This window comes from Limisphaera ngatamarikiensis, assembly GCF_011044775.1.
In the GTDB taxonomy this organism is placed as follows: Bacteria; Verrucomicrobiota; Verrucomicrobiia; order Limisphaerales; family Limisphaeraceae; genus Limisphaera; species Limisphaera ngatamarikiensis.
In genome coordinates, this window is record NZ_JAAKYA010000081.1 from 24,572 (window position 1) to 50,264 (window position 25,693).

The 25,693-nt window shown below is 63.3% G+C and carries 4 protein-coding genes; all 4 read right to left on the reverse strand.

Annotated features, from left to right (window positions below; translation table 11 throughout):
- Window positions 1-163: 163 nt before the first annotated feature.
- Window positions 164-3,511: a GEVED domain-containing protein gene (locus G4L39_RS12125; protein WP_205880988.1), complete on the reverse strand. Its 3,348-nt coding sequence runs from the start codon at window positions 3,509-3,511 to the stop codon at window positions 164-166.
- Between the two features lie 314 nt (window positions 3,512-3,825).
- Window positions 3,826-22,395 (reverse strand): Calx-beta domain-containing protein, encoded by an 18,570-nt coding sequence (locus G4L39_RS12130; protein ID WP_165108453.1) that lies wholly within the window; start codon window positions 22,393-22,395, stop codon window positions 3,826-3,828.
- Between the two features lie 1,025 nt (window positions 22,396-23,420).
- Window positions 23,421-23,876, reverse strand: a complete 456-nt coding sequence (locus G4L39_RS12135) for a hypothetical protein (protein WP_205880990.1) — start codon at window positions 23,874-23,876, stop codon at window positions 23,421-23,423.
- A gap of 71 nt (window positions 23,877-23,947) precedes the next feature.
- Window positions 23,948-25,261 carry an RHS repeat domain-containing protein gene (locus G4L39_RS12140; RefSeq protein ID WP_165108455.1) on the reverse strand — a complete coding sequence of 438 codons (1,314 nt, stop codon included), beginning with the start codon at window positions 25,259-25,261 and terminating at the stop codon, window positions 23,948-23,950.
- Window positions 25,262-25,693: the final 432 nt, after the last annotated feature.

A 25,693-nucleotide genomic window follows, 5' to 3' on the forward strand; every position in this document is an offset into this window, starting at 1 on the left:
AATGACCCGGTGAGGGCGAAGTCGGACCGGACCAGTCAGGGATCGGGGTTTTCGACCGCACCCACGACCCGGGGCACGGAGACAGCAGTCACCGCGACCTCCATCGTCGGAGTGCCCACCCCCGGCAACGTGGGGACACCAAACCCGCCGCGCACCAAACGGGTCAGTACCGAACCCGATAAAACATCCTCAGATGGGTCGGGCGCACGACGTACGGACTGGTGGCATCGGGAACCGGCTGCCACGGACCCGTGATGGACGGCGCCTGCTCCAAAACCCCGGGCGCAGGCCAGGAAAGGACCAGCCCCTCCCTCGTCCGCTGAACCGTGACCTTGCGGTCGCATACCACCGTGACGCGGAAGGTGCAGGTGGCGGTCTTCCCCGCCACGGAGGTGGCGATGTTGGTTACGATGGTGGTCCCGATCGGGAACCAACTGCCGGAAGGCGGCATGGACACCACGGCCACGTTGGTCTCATAACGCGTGAAAGCCCGCACGCTGAACTGGACATACGCGCCGTCGACGCTGTCGCAGGGCACCACCATGTCGGGCGGACATTGAATCGTCACCGGCGACGGATCCACCGCCGCCAGGGTCACGTTCGTCTGACCGACATTGCCGTTGTCGTCCACCACGTACAGCCCGATCGAGTAGATCCCGGGCGGCAGGGCGGTGCCCGGCACGGGTTCCTGTTGGGGACGCGGCTGTTTGGTCGAACAGTTGTCCTCCACCGCCGCCATGGCGCGCAAATCCGGCACGTACGCAAACCCGGGCTGCTGCTGATTCTGTGTCACGTCCACGGTTAAATGGGTCACGGGAGTCACCACCCGGGGCGGTTCTACATCCCCGAAATAAAAGCATCCGGGATGACCGTAGGAATCGTACAGAGCCCAACCGTAACTGAGCATGCCGAAGGACTCGGGCGCGGTAATGACATGCACGCCGGCGCCCACCGGCACGTTGGCCACCGCGTAAGAACCGCCGGGAATCGGCTGGAACAGCGTCGGGCTGATGGGCACACCATCCACCAACACATTGTTCGTCACCGAGGTCGGCACCACCAGTTGCACGTAATGGGTACTGAAATCGTTGGTCCGGGCACAAACCACGTAAACGCGCGTGAAATGTCGCGGGGATTGCACCAGCGCCATGAAGGGGTCCGCGTTGGGGTTGCCGTCCCAATCGGAGCTGGCGGCATAATGCGCAACCAGAACCGGCCGCGTGGCCTCCACGCGGGCCGGGCCCGCTGCCACCCGGAGGACGGACTCCCCGGCGTTCAGCGTGGCCACGGGCGTGCCGTTCACGGAAACAACCGTGCCGTCATGGGCGGCCAGGACACGGTACGGGCTGCCCCCGCTCCGCGAGGCCAGCGGCGCCAGATGGTACTCGCCACCCCACGCGTTCACAGGCAACAACTGCTCGACCAGGGTGTCGCAATACCACTGGTTCGCGGTGGGCACATTGGCACAGGCATGACCCGCAAATACCGCCACCGGGCGGGTGGCCTTGATCAAGGTGCCGGTCAGATCAGCCGGGGCATCGTTGGTGTCCCGCAACTGGTACACGTCACCCGGTTGGAGGACCACGGTGTACGCCACCCCGGGCGTTTTGATCACCGTGGTGGGCGAGGGAACAATGGTCACCACGGTGTTGCTTTCGGTGCCGACAATCGCGAACTGGCTCCCGTTCAGCGGCGGCACTCCCGCGTGGAGATTCGGCCAGGCCAGCACCCTGTACTCGGTGCCCAATGTGCTGACGTGCAGGGCGTGGTAACTGTCGCTGGTGTGCTTGACGTGATTGAATGCAACGACGCGTACATCCCGCGTGGCTTTCACGTACACGGCGCGCCCGGGCAGGACAACGTCGTTGAAGTCGCCAAGGTCGGCCGGGGCCGGCAACGCCACCCAGGCCACAAAGTTGGTCGGGATGCTGACATTGGTGACGAAACCGAGGGCCGGGATGGTCACCGTGGCCAACGTACCCGCAGAACCCTGAATGCACAGAGCCGGTTGCGGCGGGTTGGTGGGATCGGGCGCATAATTCCCGGGGAACGTCAACCAAAACTCCCTGCCTTCACACCCCAGGTCACACCGCTCCCGATCGCGAATGATGCGCACGGGATGATCCTCCACCTCGCCATCGGGTGCCAACCCGACAAAACTGAGCCCCTTACCCTGCACCGTGTAACGCCAGCGGGAGAAGGTCAGACCGGGGACCGCGTCCTCGGGCACGTTGAAGGAGAGGATGTTCAGGCCCGGACTGACCGGCGTATCGGCAAAAACCTGCTCGCCCGGATCCGCCCACGAACCGTTCCGATTGAAATCCACCCACGCGTACAGCCGACCACTGTCAGACACGGTCACCTCAACGGTCGCCGCCCGTCCCGGTACCAGAGCGGAAGTAAACACCACGCCGTCCTCGTCGTCCGGGCCCGAGCTCGGGTTCATGTCATCGCCATCGGCGTCCGCCGTTGGCTGCCCGTCCAATTCAATGTCAACGGTGCTGCCCATGTAGAACTCGCTCCAAACGTGTCGGGCCCCGTCGTCCCTGAGTAGCGTGGGATACGGCGCCGGAGCGTCCCCAAAGTCCAGCCGCTGCTCAATGTTCACCCGGTAGTCCTCCACTTCGCCATCGCCGGCCAACCCGTCGAACCCCACGTTACCCTCCCGGTTGAGTCGAAACCGGGCGAAGGTGGTACCCGGCCTCGCGTTGGCGGGAACCCAAAAGCTCAGAATGTTGCTGCCACTGAAAATCAGCTGGTTGGTGAAGATTTGTTCCCCCGGATCGGCCCATGTCTCGTTGCGGTTGAAGTCCACCCAGGCGTTGAGCCGGCCCGAGCCAGGGCCTCCGTTGGGGTTTTTCGGAGCCGTGAGAGTCACCAGCACTTGGGCGGACTGGCCCGGGACCACGGGAGTCAGAAAGAAAACCCCGTCCTCGTCATCCACGGCGCCGGGCGGGTTGAGGTCATCACCCATGGCGTTGGCATCGGGTTGCCCGTCCGGTTCCGTGTCCACCCACGTGCCCAGGCAAAACCCCGGCAACACAATGTGCCGGGCCCCGTTGACCGACACCAACGTGGGGTACTTGCCGGGCGCGTCGCCAAAATCCAGATTCGACTCCTCCACGAAAACCAGATAATCCTCCACCTCCCCATCCGGCGCTTCTCCGGTCACTTTCAGGCCCGAACGGACCGTGCTGACGCGGAACCGCGCAAAGCTGGGACCCGGCCGGGCATCGGTCGGTACCCCAAACGACAATGTATGGGTCCCTCGACTCACCGGTACCGCCACAAACACACGGTCCCCAGGTTGATCCCATGAGCCGTCCCTGCCAAAGTCCACCCACGCATCCAAATAAGCGATCTCGAAGTTGCCCGTGACGCGGACCTCCACCTGGGCAGTGCCGCCGGGAACAAGCGGCGTCAAAAAGCTCACCCCATCCTCATCGTCCGCTGCCGGTGGATTCACGTCATCGCCCAGTGCATTGGCGTCCGGCTGCCCGTCGTCCTCCATGTCCACGATGTTGCCCAAAACCGGCCCTTGGACCACGTGAAAGGCCCCGTTTTCAGCCCGTTTCGTCGGATAAGGAGGCGGGGCGTCACCAAAGTCCCTTCCCTGCGACCACGCCGGCTCGGCCCACCCAACCATTGCCAGCACCAATGGAATTAACCACGCCCGTACCGGGAAATACCGATGCGGCGCAACCCGCCAACCAGCCCCATGCGGCTGCCCGGCCGGGGCCGGTTCCCGACCCCGCCCCGGCGCCCCGGGACCGGTTCCAAACGTTCGAGTGGCAATCAAGTCTCTCATGGGTACTCCTAAAAGGCCTAGAACGAGTATTCCACCGTGGAAGCCGGGTTCAGGATCAGGACGAGGTGGATGAACGCCTGAGGTGCACTGGTGTGCAGGTTCACCACAAGACCGCTCAGGCCGATGCCCAACAACATGTCCGCATAACCTTCACCCGGCCATTCCACCACCGTGTCGGTCCCCTGCTCAAAGCTCAGGTCGAAGATGTAGACGTCGTTACCCCGGCCACCGACCAGAAGATCGTCACCCCCGTTGCCGCGGAGTGTGTCGTTGCCGTCACCGCCATACAGTTCGTCATTCCCGCTGCCGCCATACAGCGTGTCATCGCCTTCCATGCCGTACAGGATCGCCACCCCCGTAAAGAGACTGGCATCCAGGACATTCGCACCGGCGCCACCCACGAGCACGGCCCGCTCCATGCTGTTCAACTGATTCAGCTCCGAACCGATCCTCAGCGTCGTGTCCGTCAGGGTCATGTGCGCATCACGGGATTCGAAGACGGTGTCCGTGCCCGCCCCACCGAGGATCTGGTCGTTACCCCGCCCGCCGCTGATGTAGTTGTCCAGTGCATTGCCTTCCAGCACATCGTCTCCGTCACCGCCCCGGAGGTATTCGATGCTGTTGTCATGAATGAGCGTGAGAACCAGACGGCCGGCCGCCACCGTCTGCGGCGACGTGACACCCAGGCGGACCGTCACACCCACCGAGCTCGTCTCGGAAAAGTCCAGCATATCAAACCCGGCACCGGGAACCTCATCCACGATGTCCTGTCCCAGCACGTCATCCACGTCGAACCGGTAGACATCGTTGCCCGGGCCGCCGCGGAGGATGTCGTCGCCCGGCCCGCCCACCAGGATGTCCGACCCGGCCCCGCCAATGAGCACGTCATTGCCCTCCCCGCCGATCAGTGTCACCGAGCCGCCAAAGGCCGAGGCGTCGAGGAGGTTGTTGCCGGGCCCACCGGTCAACCGGGCGCGTTCAATGCTCGTCAGCGTGTCGGTGACGCCGCCAATCGTAAGTGTGCTGTTGGTAAGGATGAAGTCTGCGTCTGCGGTTTCGACCACAGTATCCACCCCGCCGGCGCCGTCGAGGTTGTCCTGTCCGGGTCCGCCGGTCAGGACGTTGTCCAGGCTGTTGCCGCGCAAATTGTCGTTACCCGAGCCGCCGATCAGATTCTCAAGGTCCTCCGCGAGCAAAAGGAAGTATAGCTCGCCGGCAACAACGGTCTGGGTAACGCCCAGCAGGCCCAGGTCAACCGTTACAGCCGTGCTGAATGCCGAGAGATCAATCGTGTCACTGCCGGGGCCGCCCAGGATCACATTCAGGTCCGGACCCGCGGAGCCGTCCGGGAAGAACTTGAACCGGTCATCGCCGGGGCCGCCCTCGTACCAGTTGGCGCCCGGTCCGTCGAGGATGAGATCGTTTCCATCGCCGGCGTACACCCAGGCCGTCCCGGTGAACTGCCTGAGATCAAACACGTCATCCCGTTCGGTGCCGGTTAGCACGGCCCTTTCCACGGAGACAAACGTGATCGAACCGCCGGCACCGGTGAAGGTGACGCTTGTGGAAGTGAGCGTCACGGTACTGCCAGCCGGCGCGGGAGCCCCGGGCACCGGCAGGAGCAGACGCAGCGTGTCCTGGGTACCACCGCCGCCCCACAACGTCAAAGCCCCTGCGGTCCAGCCGCTGATGTCGAACGAGTCGTCCTGACCACTGCCGATCAACAGCATTTGCTGGATCCCATCCAGCTGGTCCACCTCGTAGATGGAATCATCCGTGGGTGTGGGCGCGGGATCGCGCTGGGTGATGAACAGCCGACGGTTTTGCACCACAAACTCCACCGGCCAGACCGCACCGGACAAATCCTCGATCAGCAGGTTGACGCCCGTGCCACCGTCAATCACGTCGTTGCCCCGGCCGCCCGTAAGGGTGTCGTCGCCGGGACCGCCCATGAGAATGTCCGGGCCGCTGCCGCCGATGATCGTGTCGTTACCCAGACCGCCGACGAGGATGGCCCGACCCGAGAAGCCCGAGGCGTCGAGCAGGTTGTTGCCCTCGCCGCCGATGAGACGGGCCTGTTCAATCGAATTCAGGATCATGGGCCCACTGGCCACGCTCACGGCCAGGCCCGTGTCCGTCAGGAAGAAGTCGCCGTCGGCCGCCCATACCACAGTGTCCAGACCGCCGCCGCCGTCGAGGCTGCCCTGTCCGGTCCAGCCGGTGAGGATGAAGGTATTGTTGCCCGGGCCGCCCGTAAGGTGGGCGATCTCAATTCTCTCCAGGATGTCCACCTCACCGGTGCCGCGGCGCAATTCGTGGTCGGTCAGCACGAAATCGGTGTTGGCGGACTCGACGATGCGGTCCGTGCCCTCGCCGCCCAGCAGGATGTCGTTGCCCGGGCCGCCATCGAGCCAGTCGTCTCCGCCCTTGCCATCCAGGAGATCATTCCCGGGGCCGCCCTCGAGGCGGTTGTGGTTGCTGTTGCCCCGGATGACGTCGTCCAACGCACCGCCCCGGACCACCTCAATCCCTTCACCCACCAACTGCAGCCGGAGATGGTCGTTGACGGTCTGGAACACACCCACCAATCCCAGGTTCAGTTGGATGGACCGGGTGGTGGTTCCGGAGAAGTCGAGGGTGTCCACACCGGGATCGCCCAAATGCTCGACCACGGTCTCGTCGCCCCATGGCAGGTCGGTGTCAAACACATAGGTCTCGCTACCCGCACGACCCTCGAGCCAGTCGTTGCCCGGGCCGCCCTGCAGCACGTTGTCGAGACTGTTCCCGAGCAGGACGTCATCACCGTCACCGCCGACGGCGTTCTCAATCTCATCCAGCAGGATCAGGTCGAGGTCCGGGTGGACGGTCTGCACGGTGTTCAGGATCGCCATGTCCAGCACCACACCGTCGGGAGTGCCGGAGAAGTCCAGGGTGTCGGCTCCCCCGTTGCCGCGCAGGGTGATGACCCCCAGCGGCTGATTCACGACGAACCGGAACACGTCACCGGCCGAGCCACCCCAATACGTGTCGTTCCCCGCCGTGGCGACGAACGTGACCGACCGCGAGTATCCGGAGGCGTCCAGCACATTCGCCGAGGGCCCACCTTGGAGAGTCACGTTCTCCAGCGAGGCCAGGTGATACGTGGCTCCGGTGGGCAGCGCCAGGGCCGCATCCTTCGGGAATCCCATCCACAAGATCCAGAACAGCCTTTCCCATGCCGTGGCATCCTTCAGCACCATGTCGGTGTCGTTGGTGACCAGGAGCGTGTCCGTCCCACCCGACCCATGAATGATGGCGGTGCGGGTCCAGCCGTTCAGGTCGAAGCGATTGTCCTGGGCGTCGCCATACAGTTCAGCCACCTCCAGGTCGTCCCGCAGCGTATGAACGTTCAACGGCACCAACGAACCGCCCAACCAATGTTGGTGTGTCAGCGTAGCAGGCGTCAGCACAATGCCCGGCACCGGCCGGCGTGAGATCACGGTGTCCCGACCGGGATCGCCCCGGATGTCATCGTCGCCCTGGCCGACCTCAATCCGGTCATCGCCCAGCCCGCCCAGCACAATGTCCACGCCGTCGCCGCCGGCCAGTCGATCGTCTCCGAGCTGCCCATCCACGAAGTCGGCGCCCGGTCCGGCATCAATCACGTCATGACCCGGGCCACCAAACCTCTCGATCCGTCCCAGCCGCGTGGGCTGATCCATCTCGGCCCATGGGCCGGTCACAGCATAAGCCGGAATGCTGCCTGAATCGCCCAGGAGGATGTCCCAATCCGCACCGCCCAGGATGAAATCGTCGTCGGTAACCGTGGGATTGGCCGCCCCCACAATGTACACGGTCGCCGTGTCACAAGGCCGGCCGGTGGCGTCATGCAGCGTCAGCGTGAAGTAACGGAACTCGGTAAAGCCAAGGTTGCGATTGTGGATGGGGATGCGGAAGGTCTTGACCGTTTCACCCACGTCAAACACCAGCACGACCGTCGTGGCGGTGAAGTTGCGGGCAGCCGGCGGGGCCGAGACCGCGCCGTTGGGGCCGGTCCCGTCCAGGGTACGGGCCACCACCACACCCGCCGTGGTGGCCCCACCCCGGAGGACCGTGATCTCCACGTAGCCGGGCTGAACCTCCGAAACGCTGTAGGTGCCGCGGCTGAACTGGTAGTTCCCCACCTCTGCATATTGCCCGGCGGGAACAACACCCGCGTCGATCGTGAGCTTCTGGGGATTGCTCGGGGTCAGCTCGATGACACGCGTGCGGTTCACAAATTCTGCGTCGCTGTCCACCGCGGAGGCATCGGTGACCGGATTGGCATCGCCGACGTTGGCACTCACGAACGTGTAGCCATTCGGCAGCTCGAACTCCACCACATACCGGCTCGGATTGGCGGGGTTCGGGTCAATGTAAAGGTTGGTGAACTCATAGATCCCCGTGGTGGTGAAGACGGCATTCACCGGGTTACCGGCCGCATCCAGGAGGGTCACCAACACGCCCTCGGTCAACAGGGAGTCACCCGGATCCTGTACGTTGTTCAGGTTCAGATCCCGCCAGATCTCGCCCCTGATCCTGCCGGGGAACAGTTGCGGTCTGACCGCAAAGATCGGGCCGTCATCGTAAATCGGATGCAGGGTTGAACCGGGTGGCAGACCATACTCGCTTGCCAGGTTCGTTGAGGAGGTCACGACAACGACCTCGGCATCGTAAGCGGTACGGTTGACTGGCATGTTGGTGTCGGTGGCCGTCTGCCAATGCCCGCCCACGACGTGATCATCCCCACCCCCGGCGTCAATCCGGTCATTACCCGGCCCGCCAAAGATGGTGTCATCGGTCCCACCCCGGCCGACCTCCCGGGTGGACCCCTCCTGCACGCCAAGGCTCAAGCTGTTGCGGTATCCCACCGGACTGAAGGGCGACAGGCCGGTGATCCCTTCAAAGGTCACGCTCTGGTTTTCGTTGTTGGTGGTATTGGTCCAGGTGCCGGACCAGCCCATCAGCAGGTAGGGCCCAAAGCCCTTTTGCCAGGGCGACTTGACCGTGGCGCCGTCCACGCGGACGGAAACCGGTCCCAACGCCACCGGATGCCTGTAAACGCCGTTGTTGTCGGTCTTGACGGTGGCCACCTGGTTCACGCCGTTCTGCATCCAGGTGATTTCCACCGTGACGTTGGCGATGCCGGCTTCGCCGATGTCGCGGAACCCGTTGCCGTTGGCGTCGTGGAACACCACACCCTGCACGGTGTACAGGTCATCATCGTAAATGGGCGATGAAGCCACAAACTGGTGCGGATGCAGCACGGCACGGACGGGATTGGACAGGCGCAGACCGAACCGTTCAGTAACCTCCGGTTGGGCATCGCGCGTCACGGCCACGCTCACCACGGTGGAGGTGCCGCCCGCAGGAATGAAGGCGGTGCCGGAGGCGGCCGTGAAGTCCTGACCGGCCCGGGCCGTGCTGCTCACCGTGGTCCAATCCACATACACGCCGCCGGGCGGTGCCGGGCCGCTCAACCGGATGGTGAAGTTGGCCGTGGTGGTGCCGGCTCCGGTGCCCTCCACCACTCCGTAAACAGGCACCCAAATCCCCTTCACCGAATCATAGCTCAAACCCAGGAAGGGCGCCTCGACCGACACCACCGGCAGGTCGGCATCACGGATGACCAGCGTGGCCGTGTCCGGACCCGCCCGCACGGGGCCACCCGTCGGATTTCGCAGGAACAACAGAACCGTCTCGTCGCCCTCGGTCACGCCGTCGGCATGGATGGCGATGGGCACCAACTTGGTGGTCTCATTGCCCCGGAAATAAACCACGTGGCGCTGCACGGCAGTGTAATCACTGCCGGCCGTGGCGGTGCCGTTCTGCGTGTAGAACACGGCCACGGGCTGCGAGCTGCCCGGCGTTCGATGCAGGGTAATCCACGCATACGCAGTGCCGGAGACCGGCTCCTGCACCACAAAGGTCGCCTGGCCAAAGTAAACGCTCCACGGCCCGGCATCCACCGCGACCGGCCCATCATCGTCCACGATGTTGATGACAAAATGGTTGCTCTCGGACGCGGGGTCGGCCGCCACCACGGCATTCTCCGCATTCAGGAGATTGACGAAGAAGAATTCGTCAGGCTCAGCCCGGGTATCCCCGAAGACCTTGATGGTGAGGATCTTCGACGTCTCGCCCGGAGCAAAGACCAGGACGCGGTCCTGCACGGGCATCCCTTCATTCGGATTGGCCAGGTAATCCGGTGCATCGGCCAGGTCGCCCGAATACACCGTCTCCACGGCCGTCCCCGGAGCGGTGGCATAACTAACCGTCACGGTCTTCCCACTGGGGGCTGAGAGCGTCACCTCCACCGGGACCAGCACATAACCGCCGTTGCCCTCAAACACACTGATGGCAAAGATGCCCGGATCACCCGGCTTGTGGATGGAGACGCTCACGGGCGCGTCATCGTCAGGGATGATGCCGTACCCGCGGGCCTTACCAATCCGGGCATAGGTGGGGTTGAACAATTCCACATAGAAGCTCTCGTCGTATTCATCCAGGGAGTCTTGTCGCAGGCTGACGGTGATGCGTTTGGCGGTTTCCCCGGGCTGGAACGCGAGCGTGCCCGGCGCCGGCTGGACATAATCTCCGTCCGGATACAACGGGTAGGGCTTGGCCGGATTCGGATCGCAACCGCAGTCGTAAGCCGAGTCCACCAGGTACTGTACCGTGATGGGATACTCGCTCGGGTTGGAGAGTGTAATCACGAACTCGGCGACGGTGTCCTCCGGCACCAGCCACACGCGGGTACCATCGGGCAGCAGGGTCGAAGGCGGCACATAATCCCCGGCGTTGATCACCGGAACGGGATCATCGTTGATGATGGTGACGAGCGCCACGGCGGCCGAGGCCGGAATCTGGATTCCGGGCGACGGATCGGAGAACAACACGCGGAATTGCTGGTGTTCCTCGTAGATCAGGTCCCCCAATACCACGAAGGACAGCGTCTTGACCGTTTCCCCGGGGGCAAAGGTCAGCACGCCGCTGGCGCCGATGTAATCGCCGGAATCGGCCGTGGCATTTCGATAGGGATCGGGGTCGTTGCCGTCAGCGGTGGCATACCGGACGCTCACCGGCACGCGTTGCGGACCGGAGAGGGTCACCCGGAGGGTTACGGTCGTCTGACCGCTGTTGCCCTCAATGACCGAGACGTTCTCCACAGATAATACGGACGGACCCTGATACCCGGCGGCGATGTTGCGTTCCGTTTCCTCGAAGGTGAGTTGGAAGTCGGGTGTGCGGCCGGCCAGCGCTCCGTCCGGATACACGTCGCTGTCATTGGCCGCTTCCTCGGGATTTGTCGCGCCGCCGCCGAACTGGCTGACCCAGGTCATGCCCGGCACCGGGCTGAAGGTCAGATAGTAACGGTCGGGATCCAGGCCGGTGAACCTGAAGGAACCGTCCACCTCGGTCCGGGTGGAGCCAATCAACAGTCCGTCGTTCCGATACAAGGTCACCGTGACACCGCCAAAGCCCGTCTCGTCCGGGTCGCGAATGCCGTTCTGGTTCAGATCGTAGAAAATGGCCGACTGGATGGATATGCCCGTGTCACGGTCACCCGTCCGACCCATTGAATCGTCACCAAAGATCACATCGTCGCCGGGCCCGCCATCGATGAAGTCGTTGTGATCCTCTTCGATCACGGTGGTTTCGCCCTTGTTCATAAAGTTGCCGCCATAGATGATGTCATTACCGGGCCCGCCGAAGATCATGTCCACGTTACCGCCGCCGATGAGGGTGTCATTGCCCCGTGCAGTGCTCTGAGCACCGGGCAAGTTGCGAACAGTTAGACCCGCCGTGGGAATCGCGGCCACCGCCGCCCGCAACGCGGACAGGTTGGCCGCCGTGATGGAAAGTCCGTTAATGGTGATCGGGACGTCCGGATCATCGTCCCCGATCAAGAGGTCCACGCCGCCGTGGCCGTTGATCCAGTCGGATCCCGGCCCGCCCAGGAGGATGTCATTGCCGGCACCACCGAACAGCCGGTCGTCACCCGCGCCACCCTCGAGAACATCGTCTCCCACGCCGCCGTACAACACATCGTTGCCGTCGTCGCCCCGCAACCAGTCGTTGCCGTCCTCGCCATGGAGTTCGTCATTGCCGCGGCCGCCGCGGAGGATGTCATCACCCGCACCACCCCGGATGATGTCGTTCCCGTCGTCGCCGTACAATTCGTCGGCCTCGGGAGAACCCGTGATGATGTCATGACCGGGCCCGCCGTAGATGACGATGGCGGAAGCACCGGCGATGAGGGTGTCGTTACCGGGACCGCCGTAAAGGATCACACCAGTGACGCCGCTGACGGGACTGGCCACGATGAAATCGTCGCCCTCATCACCCCAGGCCCTCGAGTTGGGTCCGTCACCCAGGAAGATGGTATCGTTCCCCGGACCTCCACGGACCTCAACCGTGGCAAGCACCCCGCGGAAGTCGAGGTAGTCGTTGCCCTGACCAGCATCCTCCACAATGATCCGGGCCACGCCCTCGAACGTTTGTTTCCAGTTGCGCCATTGCACCTCGACGGTTTCGGCCCCCGCCGATCCGCTGACGTGCCGCACGATGAACGTTTCGCTGCCGTCGGAGGTGTCAATCTCCAGCCGCCGCGCTGCGCGGGACCCGATGTTGAGCAGCAGGTCCGTGCCCTGCTTCTCCGCCAGGACCGGTTCGGGACACGTGATCTCGATGCTGAACAAGGTGATCTCCGCGAAACGCCACGTCTTGTCGATGCTGAAGAAGAACAGGTCAATCTTCAAAAACGCCTCGAGGAAGACGTAGATCCGGCCCTCGATGTTAAAGATGCACCGGGGATCCTGCTGGGCGTTGGCGATGATTTCACTGACCCGCACCCGTCCGTCGTCGTTGATGTCGTTCAGGTCGAAGGTGACTTCGAAGCCGAGACCGCCCTGGACCCCGGCCTTGACAACCACCAGGTTGATCTCCGCCCCGGCAAACAATTCACCATAGAGTCGGACCTCCGGCTGATCGCGCCCGCTGGCATCGAAGTCCAGCACATAAAAGCCGTCCAGAATGTCCAGGAAGTTCTTGTCCGCCGAACTGATGAACTTCTGGATGCCGAACGTGTCGTAGCCAAATCCAATGTTGATGTCTGCGCCGATGGTACCGCCAAACTTCGCATACAGCGGCGGGTAAATGGGAATGGACTGGGTGTAGGTGAACTTGAACCTGAACGTGGGCATCCGCCATTCGATCAGGCGGACCGGCTCGCCGATGAACAGGTTGAACAGTTCGGTCGGATTCTGGAACACAGGCACGGAGAAGTTGTCCAGGCTGCCCACGTCCCCGACGAACCCGGCCACTTTGCTTGTGTAGGTGCTGCTGGCGCCCGGCCCCGTGGCCGCCTGCGCGGCCGCCGCAATATCCCTGAAGGTTTGCGACGCCAACGCTTCCAGGGACTGGATCTCCGTCCGGCGGCCGTCCGGTCCTTCCGCCAGCCGGAACGAACCGAACGGAATCAGAATGGTCCCCTCCCCCAGCCCGTCCAGCTGGTTGATCAGGTCCACGACCTGCAGGACGTTCTGAATAAACCGCACCGTGGAGGGTTCCAGGTAACCAAAGGAGGCCGCCAGATCCAGGATCGTCACGGTCCGGCCCATCAGATCCGACAGGACCGGCAGTCGCATGGTCACGATGTCAATCAGCGGCTGGATCGGTTCGGTGACCTTGCGGATTTCCCGGAGGATCGGGCCGAGAAAGTCACTCACAAAGGTGCCCAGATCCAGCCGAATGTTGGTGAAATCGATGACCGGCGGGCGGATCCCCTGGTCGGTGCTGGCCACCCAGGTGAGCGTGAAATCGGCCAGCACCCGCGGGAAGGCCGTATTCCCGCCGAAGCTGGCAATCAGGTCGAGGTTGATCCGGGCCTCGGCACCCAGCACCGCGTGGAGAATATCGCCAAACTGCGTGCCGCTGGAGAACAGCTCGGCCATGGTGAGCTTGCCGTCCCGGTTGGGATCCTTCAGATCCACGCGGAAAAAGCCCTCGAAGAAGCTGGGCGCCTCCGCATCGTCCATCACGTCCAACTGGAGGAAGAACAACTGGCCGCTGGCGTGCAGGCCCGGAATCTCAGCCCGGAAGAAGATTTGCAGCTCGGGCGCTGTGGCAGGGGCGGACGTGTTGAAATAAAACCCGTGGGTAAGATCCACGCCGAACCCGAATTTCCAATCGAACCCGAGCGACAGCACCACGTTGCCGTCCACTGAAAGCCCGAACCCCGGCACCCCGATATCGAAGTCTATGGGGTTTTGCGTGGTGTCCAGCAACGCCAGGGTGCGGGCCAGCCGGATGTTCACCACCAGCCCGGTCTCGCAATCCAGCACCACGTCCAGCTGGCTGAATCCGGCCGCGGGATCGAGCGGCCCGCCGGTCTCATAATTCACCAACAGGTTCAGCCCGCCCGGGCCGAGCGAGTTCCAGAGCGCCTTCTTGATTGCATTTTCGAGCGCCGTCAGTCCATTGCCGCCCGCCGCCCTCACTTCGGCCCGCAACTCGCGCAGCAGTCCGTTGCGGAACTCCCCGATGAAATTCGCCGCCCCCTGCAACCCGTTCCCGATCAGCGGCAACCGGGTGTTGTACACCACGCTCTTCAGGCCGTCCTCGATCAACCCCAGGAAGCGGTCCAGACCGGCCAGAATCTCGTCGATGCTGTTGGCAATGACATCGCACAGCTCCAGCCCGTCGAACAGCCGGCTGAAATCCGGCGCAATCAGCAGAACGTTTTGGAGCCGACCGTTTCCGTTGTTGGAGGCCGTGTTGGGATCGCCGTCGTCATCCGCCGTCAGCGCACTGGCGGCAAATGCGCCGCCGGCACCCACGGCGTTCTGAATCGCCGCCAGGGCCACCACCGCGCGCGTCGTGCCGAGGTCAATCCGAACCGTGAGTGTGTTGGTGGCCGTATCGTACGAAGCCAGGGCGGTGTCGCCGCTCTGATCGTCTAGGAACAGGATCCGATAGTTGGTGATCGAGCCGTTGCTTTGGATCCGGAGATCATTGTGCAGTCCGGCAAACGGGACGACCTTGACCGGGCCGTCAGCCCTCGTGTTGACAGCTTCCTCGATGAACAGCCGCACCAGGTCCGGGATTTCCACCACCAGGTAGTGGTCGGGATACCCGTCTCCGTTTTGGTCCGCATTGCCTCCGAGAGGCGTGCTTTCCAGCGGGGCAAACACCGGCAGACGGGCGCTGACACCGCCTTCCAATCGAAGGTCCACCACCTCGCCGTTCAGCCAGTCTTCGTCGAGGTACAGGCGACCGTCCCCGTTCGGATCCCTCAATCCCAACCGGAACTCCGCACCACGGTCCCCCTGCGCGGGGCCGGTGTCCGGACTGCCGTCCCGGTCCACCGTGACCGTGCCGTCCCGGATGAAGATGCCGAACACGGCACCCATCGAGGCCTCCAGGTTGATCTGCGTACCGGCCACGCGCGCCAGCAGGGTAACCGCCGTGGCATCACCCAGATACGGCCTCGGGCGCAGCGGATCCGTGATGTCCAGACCGAACTTGAGTTGGAGATCCGCACTGGCACTGACCGTCAGTTGCCCCTCGCCCTTGATCTGAACCAGCGTCGTGGCGAACTGGAGGAAGGCCCGGAGCGTCGGGTTGTCACCGGCCACATGGCGGAGCAGCTCTTGCAGGTCGAGGTTCAGGGGGAGGGAATTCGAATAGGCCGTGGTGAAGTGAAGGGTGAATTCGAGGGCGGCCGTGGTGATGGTGCCGGAGCCGTCATTGCCGGAAGCGGGATTGTCCGGCGGAGCCAGTGCGGCGTTCCAGGGCGAACCCAGTGCGTTGATCGCCGACACAACGGCCGCCGCGGTGGTCCGACCCGGCTGAATTCGGATGGTCAGGAGTTTCTGGTTGCCGTCCCAGGCTGCACGCGCGGTGGCATCGGTGATGGTGGCATCGCCCACAATCCGAACCACCGTGCCGTTCAGGGCGGTCCCGTTGCTGGTGGCGGTGATCCGGAAGGCGTTGTTGTCGCCATCATAATTGATCAACAGCGAGCTGGGCGTGCTGGAGCTGCCGCCGGAGGTCACCAGACTGCTGGCCGGCACGCCATTCTCGTTGAGCGTCACGCTCAGGATGCCCGGATCCAGATGGAACAACACGTCAATCTGCCGCTTCAGTTCGGCCAGCGTGTTTTGCAACGTGCTTTGCGATCCGGCAGCCGACACCCCGTCCAGCCACTCCGCAATCCGGCCGGCGTAATCCAGCATGTCATGCACGCTCAAATTCACAAACGGCAACGGCTCGTCCAGGAACGAAAAGGCGCTCAGCCTCGAGAGATTGTCCGCCACAGCCTGCAGCGCGCGAATGATCGTCACGAAATTCAACCGGCTGAGATTGTCCAGCCCCCCCAACGACGGGTACGTCACGAACATCCCGCGCGGATTCGACACGGGATCATACGGATCCGGGTTGTACTCCAGGTGCGTGATGTCCGGAATCCAGACCGAAATGCGCGGATTGTTCAACGGCACCGGGAAACCCAGGCCGGTCACCGTGATGTTGTCCAGCCGGGCCAGGAAACTGCCGCCGAACTGGACGGACGGTACCAGGTTGGCAATGTGGTCCGAAGAGGTGTTCCGGAACAGCTCGGTGATATATAACCGGGTCTCGCCCGTGCTCTGGTTCCGCAAGGAAAGCGACACGGTCACCGGTGCCGGAGTCACCCCGTCGTACGCAAGGGTGCCGAAGGCCCCGCCGGAAGTCTGCACTTCCACGAACCCCAACCGAATGCTGCCCTGTATGCCGGGCGCTACCGTCGTAATGCTCGCCGAGGCCTGCAGGGAGGCATTCTCAACGAACAGCCCGCGCACGGGGCTGACCACCCGGCTCATGGCGACCTGGTCCGTGGTGGTGGCCGGATTGTTGTCCAGATCCAGCAGCTGGTCCCCAAAGCCCAACTCGGTCACCACCGGATCCTGCCGCGGCGCAATCATGACGATCCGGTTGATGATCCCCAGCTGATCGGCTTTGGCCGACAACACCACCGTGCCCCCCGCGGCCCGGGCCTCCAACACGTCGCCCAACGTCCCCGACCCGTAGGACACCGTGGCCAACACGCTGTTCAGGTCCGCCGCGAGGTCGGCGACGCTGGAATTGTCGTTGGTCAGTGCAGCGGTCAGCGTAATGGGGAACAACTGACTGAATGTCCCCAGCGGGTTCGGTTCCTGATCGTTCAAGTAGATCCCGAAATGCGCGTCGGCGCTCAGCCGCCCATGCACCGGCACCGGCACGCTCTGGCCAAAGAACACCCGCGGCACATCCGCGGCGCTCAGGTCAAAGCCCAGGGTAAATTGGAATCCCACCGTGGCACTGAACTGCAGGGCGCCCGTCACAGTCGCACCGCCAATGGGCCCCAGCGAAGTGCTGAACCGGAACGGAACCGTGGGCGAACCGAGCAAATCCTGCGTGGTGTAGGTGGCGGTTCTGTTGACCGCGTAGGTGTACATGCGGCGGGCCGGGTCGTACACAACGCCGCCGTCACCATCCAACAGCCCGTCGTTCAACACGTCCGCAATGGCGGGGAACAAATCCTCCGTGCTGAACCGCTCCACCAGGACCGCCGACTGGTCCACCGTGTCAGGGTTGCCGTCACCCGGCCCAAAGCCCAAACCCGCGACCACCGCGTCCGCATCCACGAGCGCCAGCGTGGTGTTCTTCGCAATCTCCGATTCCCGCAGCGCGATCACCACCTGCTGGTTCTTGTTGATGCGCGCCACCAGCCGACCGGCCAAACCGGCCGCATTGATCGCATGGTTCAACAACTGAACCAGCTCGGTCCCGGTCCGGCTGTTCGGGTCTCCAACGGTATCAGTGACCGTCAAGGTCTGCACCGGTTCGTCATTGAGCCGGATCTTCAGTTGGGCCCCGCTCAACGGACCCGTGTGAACCGTGGAGGCGAAGACCGACCGCGACTGCAGTTCCACACTCACCAGGTACTTGTAAAGCGTGTCCATGAACAGTTGCGGCCAGTCCAATACATCAGCCAGTTTCACCCCGTCCGTAAAGGGAATCGTGACCTGGAACAGACTGGAGTTCTGGAAACTGTCCAGCCACTGCCACAGCTGCCGCAACATCGTCACCCACTCCAACGGCGTGGCCCGCGCGAAATCAAAGTTGCTGAGCGATGCCAAAGGTCCGCCCAGCGTGATGTTCCCCGCGCTGTCCACCGAGACCAACAGTTGGTTCGTGGTCCCGTCGCGGAACTCCACCGTCCCGCCGCTGACCCGCACCACGAGGTCGAACGGCAGGGCAAATGAGCCCACGTGCAGGTGCCCGTTCACCCGCACAACCAGGCCCAGCGAAGCCGGCAAATTCAGTGCCCGCGGCCCACCGGGCAGCGTGACGGTCACGTTGACCGGGCTGCCCGTGGTGTTGAGCTGCAACCGAATCGCCCCGGACAAACCCACCACTCCGGTCTCAAACTGCAGATCGGCTTCCCCGGCAATGCCGCCGCCGGAAATCAGAAACGCACCCGACCCTTGATCAAACGACACCACCGTGAAGCTGCCGGCCTTCAGGGCGAAGTGCAGATCCGTGGCACCCACCTTGATAACCGGACTCCCGCCCACCACCGCCCGTTCGATCAGGAAATTCCCACCCAACACCACGCCCCCCGCCAACCCGCCCAGCTCCGCCGTGCCCGAAACCGCCAGGAAGTTGTGATAATACGCCCCCTCGAAACGGAGGGTGACATTCTCGGCCGGATCATCATTCACCCGTACCACCACGGGATCGGCCACGCCCACATCACCGCCGGTGTTGTTGACGCGCAGCCGCAGGTTCTGCGCCGTAAGGGTCAAGGGACCCGCCCCGGACAGGCTCGCATGCGCCACCCGCACCTCCCCCGCCAGGCCGCTCGCATAAATCACAAACCCACCCGTGCCTCCCGAAACGTGCAGGTTCACCGGTCCGGCGTTCAAAGTGGCGCTCACCTGCGAGGCCGCCACCGTAACATACGGAGTGCTCCCGGGGACCAATCCGAGAATGAACCGGCCCTGCAAACTCTGGGTGTACGACCCAACGGTCACCTGGACGCTCACCGGAATGGGGCCGGAATCCAGCCTCTGGAACGGTCCGGCCGGCAAATTCAATGTGAGAGACGCACCCACGGTCTGTCGGAAGGCCGAGGCCGCGGTGTTGAAGGACCAGTCGAACGTGTGCGAGAACGTGCTCCCGAAAGCCGTCACCGCCACGGTAATCTGCCCCTGCCCCGCCACGCCGGCATCGGTGATCATGAACGTCCCCGACCCGTTGCTGGCCGTCAGCAGGCCCCCGCCAAAACTGAAGCCCACCTGCGAGGCCGTCACCAGGATCAATCTCCCGCCCCCTTGCGCAGTCCTCTGCTCAAAGCCGAAGTCGCCCGTCAACGACGCGCCAAACACCCCCAACGTCACACCCGTCCCCCGCACCCGCAAATACGGCCCCGCCGGCAGGTTCACCGTCACCGGCGACCCACCCACGGTGACCGTCTCAATCACCGCCACCGCCGCATCGTTGACTTCGACAGTAAACGAGCCCGTCAACGTCACCCCGGGGACGTTCAACGTCACCGCGGCCGAGGCCGTCCCGGCCAGACCCTGCGCCGTCAGAAGGAACACCCCTTGGCCGCCCTGCACCACCAACAGATCCGGCGCCAGCCCACCAAACCGGAGCGAAAGATCGGACACCGTCACCGTCACCACCCATTCACCCCCTGTCAGCGTCTGACGCCGCTCGAACCCGAAATCGCCGCTCAGGGCAATCCCCTGCACCGTCAGCGTCACGCCCGTACCACTGACCCGCAACAACGGACCGGGCCCCACGTCCACCGTCACCACACCGCCGCCCACTTCAAAGCTCCGGTTGAACGCAGTGCCGGTCGTATTCAACACCACCCGGAAACCGCCCGCCATAGTCACCGACGGCACCGTCAGACTCGCCTGCGCCGAAAGGTCGCCCACCAACCCGCTGCCCAGGAAAACCAACGCACCCGTGCCGTCCGTCACCTGCAACAGCGAATTTGTCCCGTCCGTGAACGTAAGACTCAGGCCCGAAACCGCCACCGCCACCTCCTGTCCGGGCACACCATCCGCGTCCCGCGGCTCAAACAGGAAACCGCCCTGCAAACTCGCCTGCGGATTCGACAACGTCAGGGTGCCGTTCCCGGACACCCGGAAGTAAGGCCCGGCCGGCAGATTCACCGCCTCACCGCCCACCGTCGGAACCGACCCGGCCGACGTGTTCAACGCCAGCGTCATGCCACCAGCACTCACCCCCAGACCCGGTATAACCGGCCCCAGGTGGAAATCCAAACTCACTACCCCGGCCAACCCGCTGTCCAGCAACACAAACGTCCCCGACCCGTTCTGTACACTCAGCACACGATTGCCATTCGAAGCGATGGAGAAACTCACGCCACTGGCCCGCAACAGCGTCTCCGTGCCCGTGTTCTCAAAGGTGAACGAACCCGTAAGTGTCTGCCCCAGCACCGTCAACGTACTGTTGACCTCCAGGCTCAACCTCGGCGCCCCGGCAAACACGTTCGCCGACTCCACCCGAACCCGGTAACTGCCGGTGAGACTGAACCCGACAAACGTCAGGCTGCCGGAAAGCGGAAATTGAGCGTCCAGTGTACCACCCTTGCTCAGGTTAAACGCATCGCCCACCGCCAGGGTCCCGCTCGCCAGTCGACCCAGCGTCGCCGACGTGATCCGGCCCGAACTCAAAATGCTCGGGTCCGGCTCCGCCCGGACAAAAGCCTCCAACGTCACCGACCCGCCACTGCCGCTCAACGAGGCCGACCCGGTCGGCAGGTTGAACCGGAACCCGTACCCGCCCAGCCCCGTCGCATGAACCACCGCCCGCGCACCAATTTGGTCAATCCCGAGAATCAACCCGCCCGAATCCCGGCCCACGGAAAAATCCAACAACACCGCACTCCGAACCGTCACCGCGGGAGCCGGCCCGTTGAAAGCCGCCCCAAACACACCCCCAACCACATCCTGCAGAAACCGGTTCACCGGCCCGGGCTCCAGCTCCAAATCCACATCCCACCACATCGGGTCGGTACTGCTCACCCCAAAGTATGCCAAAACGCCACGCACCCGGAATGTCCACCCACCAAAACTCGTACCGTCCCAGCTCTCAATCGTCCGGGTCACCGTGGCCGCCGACGGCAGGGAGATCAGAACCGATTGCAACCGGTTCCTCAGCCCATTCACCAGCCCGGTGCCCATGTCCGCCAGGTTCCCCAAATCGGACCCCACCAGCGGCAGGCTTTGGGCAAAAGTTCCAAAGGTATCCAGAGCGTCCGCCACCCTCCCAAGGTCGTCCAACGCATTCAAAATCACCGTGTCCCCACCGGGCGCAAGGGTGGGCGTGGCCACGATCCGAAGCTCCAGCCCGGTTGCAGTATAGGAGGGCTGCAACGCCCAATCCGGTCGACCGGGAATCGATGCAGTCCCCAACCAGCGCGCAAACTCACCCGTCCGCCCGCCGTTCGGCCAGGTAATCACCCTGAACGTATCTCCCAGCGCCGGGGTGTAACCGCCCTGAGGATTAAAGAGAACCTTCAGAGTGCCGTCGAGGATGGCCGATCCGGTCACCTCGATCCAATCGTAGCTCGTCCCCTGCCCAGGCCCTTGGATCTCAATCTCGGTGACGGCATCCGGACCGGGTTGGAAAGTCCCCACCACCAAGTGACCCGGCGAATTGCCAGGTCGCACGACACCGTTGCCCGCCACCCCGCCGAGCACGATGCCGCTACCACTCAACACCTGCCCATCCTGCAGATAAAGAACCCCACCACCCAGATCCAAAACTTCGCCCGAACCCAGGTGAATCTCGTTCCCACCATCCGGTGGGCCGTTGGCAGCCCGCAGCGTCTCCACCAACCGCGCTGCAAAAGGCGAAAGCACAACGCCCGGAGTCGCGCCGCCGTCCTCCGAGGAAGCGGGCGCATACCCCGCTTCCTCAACCCCCGCTTCCTCCGTCACCACCACGCAAGCACCCACCAAAGTCTCGGATACCACCGCTCCAGCCCCCTGCCCGGACTCTTCGCCGCACACCGGACCCGCAACCCAACTCGAGGCCCCTTGGTCAGAAACCATCCCTACCTGAACCGCGCCGCCACCACTTGCCCCCACATCCACCACATCCACCGAAACCACCGCCACCGCACTCAGACCACCCAGACCAAAACCGTCGTCCGAATCATCAATCGCCCCGGTCTCTTGAGCACCAGGTCGCGATGCATCGAGGTCATCTCCACTGTCCTGACCTTCTGTGCCATGTTGTCCCACACAGGAACTACCCGACGGAGCCTTCGGAACAGTCGCCACGTCATCCAGCAACACGGCGTTCTGGTCAGCCGCGACCGTGCAGGAGAACACGTCGCCGGTCAGATTCTCGGGGGGCGCACGAAGAAGGTCATCGTGGAGCGGGTCGGACACCGCGCCCGGCCAGCGCAAGCCGCTCGCGCCCAGCGCATCCGCTGACAACAAAATCCGCGGCTCCAGCGCTTCCAGGTCAAACTCTCGTCTGGGATCGGCCCAGCTCACAACCTTGCCTGCTTAATTCCGGTCGTGGCGCCCAGGGCAGGCATCACGACCCGACCGCATAAGAGCCGATGAAATTCGGCATCAACTGGCTCTTTGCTCCGCCTTGTACCAGCTCCACGGAATCTGTCAATACCGCACCCGCATTTTTTTCGAACAGGGTCTCTGCCAGAAGCTTGCGCCCGCCCGATGGTCCACAAAGGCATGATGATCCCGGAGAACAAACGCTGAACCGTGCGGCGGAGCTGCAATTACCAGGAGGGGCACACTCTCCTGTGTCCGCTCCCCGCCAACCTCATAAGCCCCGCTTCCTCCCACCCTGTCGAATTTGGGAGGGGCCCCGCAGGGTTGGAACACCCCGGGAGGGGCACAGTCCTCTGTCCCGATATTCTTGCGGACGGCGGGGACGCCGTCCCTCCCGGCCTGCAGGAGCTCGCAAGGGCAGTGGCCGATCGAGTGGCGCTGCAGGTTCGGCGCGGGCCCCGGTGTCTGCCTTTCCTTGCGGACCGCAGGGACACGGTCCCTCCCAATGGACCCTGTGGGAGGGGCACAGTCCTCTGTGCCCGTCGGACATTGCCCCCAAATACACGGCACCTCACGGATCAGCAGGTGTCCCAGAATGCCCTCAGTTCCCCGATAGGTCGGGAGGGGCACGGTCCCCCGTGCCCGCCCATGCGGCGGCTGACGCCGCCCTACAGGGTCGCCGTCCCCGGCGACTAAAAATATTGGGCCCGGGATCGCCCACCGGGAGGGGCATGGTCCTACGTGCCCGATGTTCTTGCGGACGGCGGGGACGCGGTCCCTTCCAACCTGTCGGCGATCGTAAGCGCACCCCCCGATCGGGGCGCGCTGCAGGTTCGGCACGAACCCTGTGGTCTGGCTTTTCTAGGAGACCGCGGCGGCACGGTCCCACCCAACGGACCCTGTGGGAGGGGCGGAGTCCTCTTCGCCCGCCATGCTTGCCCGCATGTGTTTATCCCTGCCTATTCATCTCTTACGTGCACACGCCAGCCTTTCTCGGACGGCGCTCAATCACCTTTTCCTACCTCGAACTCTTTCTTAATCTTTGAAAGCCTTTCTTCACTCATGGGTGTCACTGTGCCATCTTTACTTCTTTCAAATCCCTCCACCGGTATTCCGTTGTCACCAATCAGGATCAAGGTTTCAAAGAATCCGTCGCCGTCCTCGTCTCCCTCCATGGCCAGGCATTTACCTTGATGATGATAACCGCGAACGGTGACATTACTAATCTTATCCACCGTGGATCCAAATACCATTTTTCCGTTCCGAAAGCACTTCACGAGCACCAGATTGATCTCTCCATCATCACGCGTACTCACCTCTACGCGTCGCGATACCAGTTCTCCGCTCACAAAGGTCTCCGTGATGCGCCTGTAATATCCGCGTTCTCGGTCCTCCGTCACCTTGGTCTCGGTCGTTTCCTCCCCAAGAGCAGACCTTTGCTGGGGCACCGTCGCTAGCATACAACTGACGAATACGAATACTGCAGCCACTGCGGCCTTACGCGCTCCACTCATGTTGTATACCTCCTATCTCAGAATGCTGCGCATATGGAATAACACGAGAAGTGTCCAATACCCCCAACAATGTGTGGAAAACTACATTTGATCTGCCGGCAACACAGCTCACAACTGTCTTGCTCGGGTTTACGAGCGAATGCTGAGCATAACTCAGCCGCCTCTTTCATCTTATCGCAACCCTCTTTCGCCTGGGATAGCAGGATAAAGATCCGAATCATTTGAGCAGCGGACTTAGCTGCTTCAGGGGGCCAGTCATCCGCGTTTGCGATTGCCGCCGCTAAAGTATCAGCTGCCGTTCTGAACAAATCCTTCACCGGGTTCGGTCGGTTGGCGCAGCATGACTTGCATGCCTGATCGTCCTTCTTGGGTTTATCATCTTTATTGCGTTTAGCAGCCTCGAGTCCCAAAAAGTCCACGTGATTAATCGGGTCTTGGTTCACGAAATCGTAGTGGGCAAGGCCCGCCCGGGTTGGCCGCGGATGGAAGCTTCCGGCTTCTTGGCGCTTGTCAAGCATGGCGCTTTTGTTCCGCTGGATTGTGCGGAGTGAGCCGTTAAGGATTGGAGCACCCAGCATCCCTACTTCTCCACCCGTCTTCGAACTCTCAAAGATGAGGGCAAACCCCGGTTCCCCGAGCGGATCCCTGCTCAACCACCGCCCTATGCTGGGTGAATAGGCCCGGTATTCGTACAGCACCAGGCCCGTGCCGTCCTCCGTCCGCTTCGTGCTGAACCGGAACGGATTTGAAGCGGCCACAGTACCCGTCAACCGTAACGGCTCCCCAAACGGTCCATACTCGTACCGCGCAGTCTCGGTACCGGTGCTCGCGGACACCAGGGTCCACACGTTCCCGTTGCCGTCGTACGTCACAAAGTGCACGCCCGCAGTAGCCCCACCACTCAACCGCACCCACAACAACCCGCCCACTCCACCGGCTTCGTCCAGGCTTTCCGAAACATCCGATCCCCACACGTACGACCGCACCAAGGCGTGGTTCGTCGCGTTCAACTCCACAACGTGCCGCCCAAACAGCTCCGGATCACTCATCAGCTTCAGATCCTCCACCACCTGCCACGTGCTGTTGGTCCAGACGTAGCGCACCTGCCGTACCCGACGCCCCAACGCATCGTACGTCCAGTCCACCCGACGCAGATCCACACTGCCCCAGCTCATCACGCGCACCAGCCGGTTCTCAGCATCCCAACTGTACACCCACCGACCATCCCGGACAAGATTCCCGTCCAGGTCGTGGACGAGCAGCTCCGGCGTCTGCACCACCACCGCCGACCGCACCTCCCCCTGCAGCCGGTCCGATCGGTCCAGAGGCATGGAGCGATGGAACCACAGAGACACAGAGCACACGGAGAACGGCCAGAAGAGAGCGCGCAAAGCATGTCGCCCTCTATGGGCGGCGGTTGGTGTCCGGCGATGTTTTCCGCAGCCCCTTGCCCCGGCAAAAGCCGGGTGGCCGGTATCGCTTCCGATCAGCAGTTTGTTATAGGCGCATTCGAGCTGACGGCGGGGATGAGGTCCCTCCCATGCGACTTTCCGGTAGGGGCACAGTCCCCTGTGCCCGCTATTTTGGGGACAGCGGAGACGCCGTACCTCCCAAGCTGCTAAAGGCCGCAGGGTGCCTTCGATCTGGCGATTCCCCCTGAGGGGCACGGTCCCCCGTGCCCGCCCATGCGGCGGCTGACGCCGCCCAACAGGGTCTCCGTCCTCGACGATTGAAAAATTGGCGGGCGAACGCCCGCAGGGAGG

Bases quoted from the DNA above. Each gene is read 5' to 3' on its own strand.
- G4L39_RS12140 (WP_165108455.1), bottom strand. From the start codon at position 25,261: ATGCCTCTGGACCGATCGGACCGGCTGCAGGGGGAGGTGCGGTCGGCG.
- G4L39_RS12135 (WP_205880990.1), bottom strand. From the start codon at position 23,876: ATGCTAGCGACGGTGCCCCAGCAAAGGTCTGCTCTTGGGGAGGAAACG.
- G4L39_RS12125 (WP_205880988.1), bottom strand. From the start codon at position 3,511: ATGGAGGACGACGGGCAGCCGGACGCCAATGCACTGGGCGATGACGTG.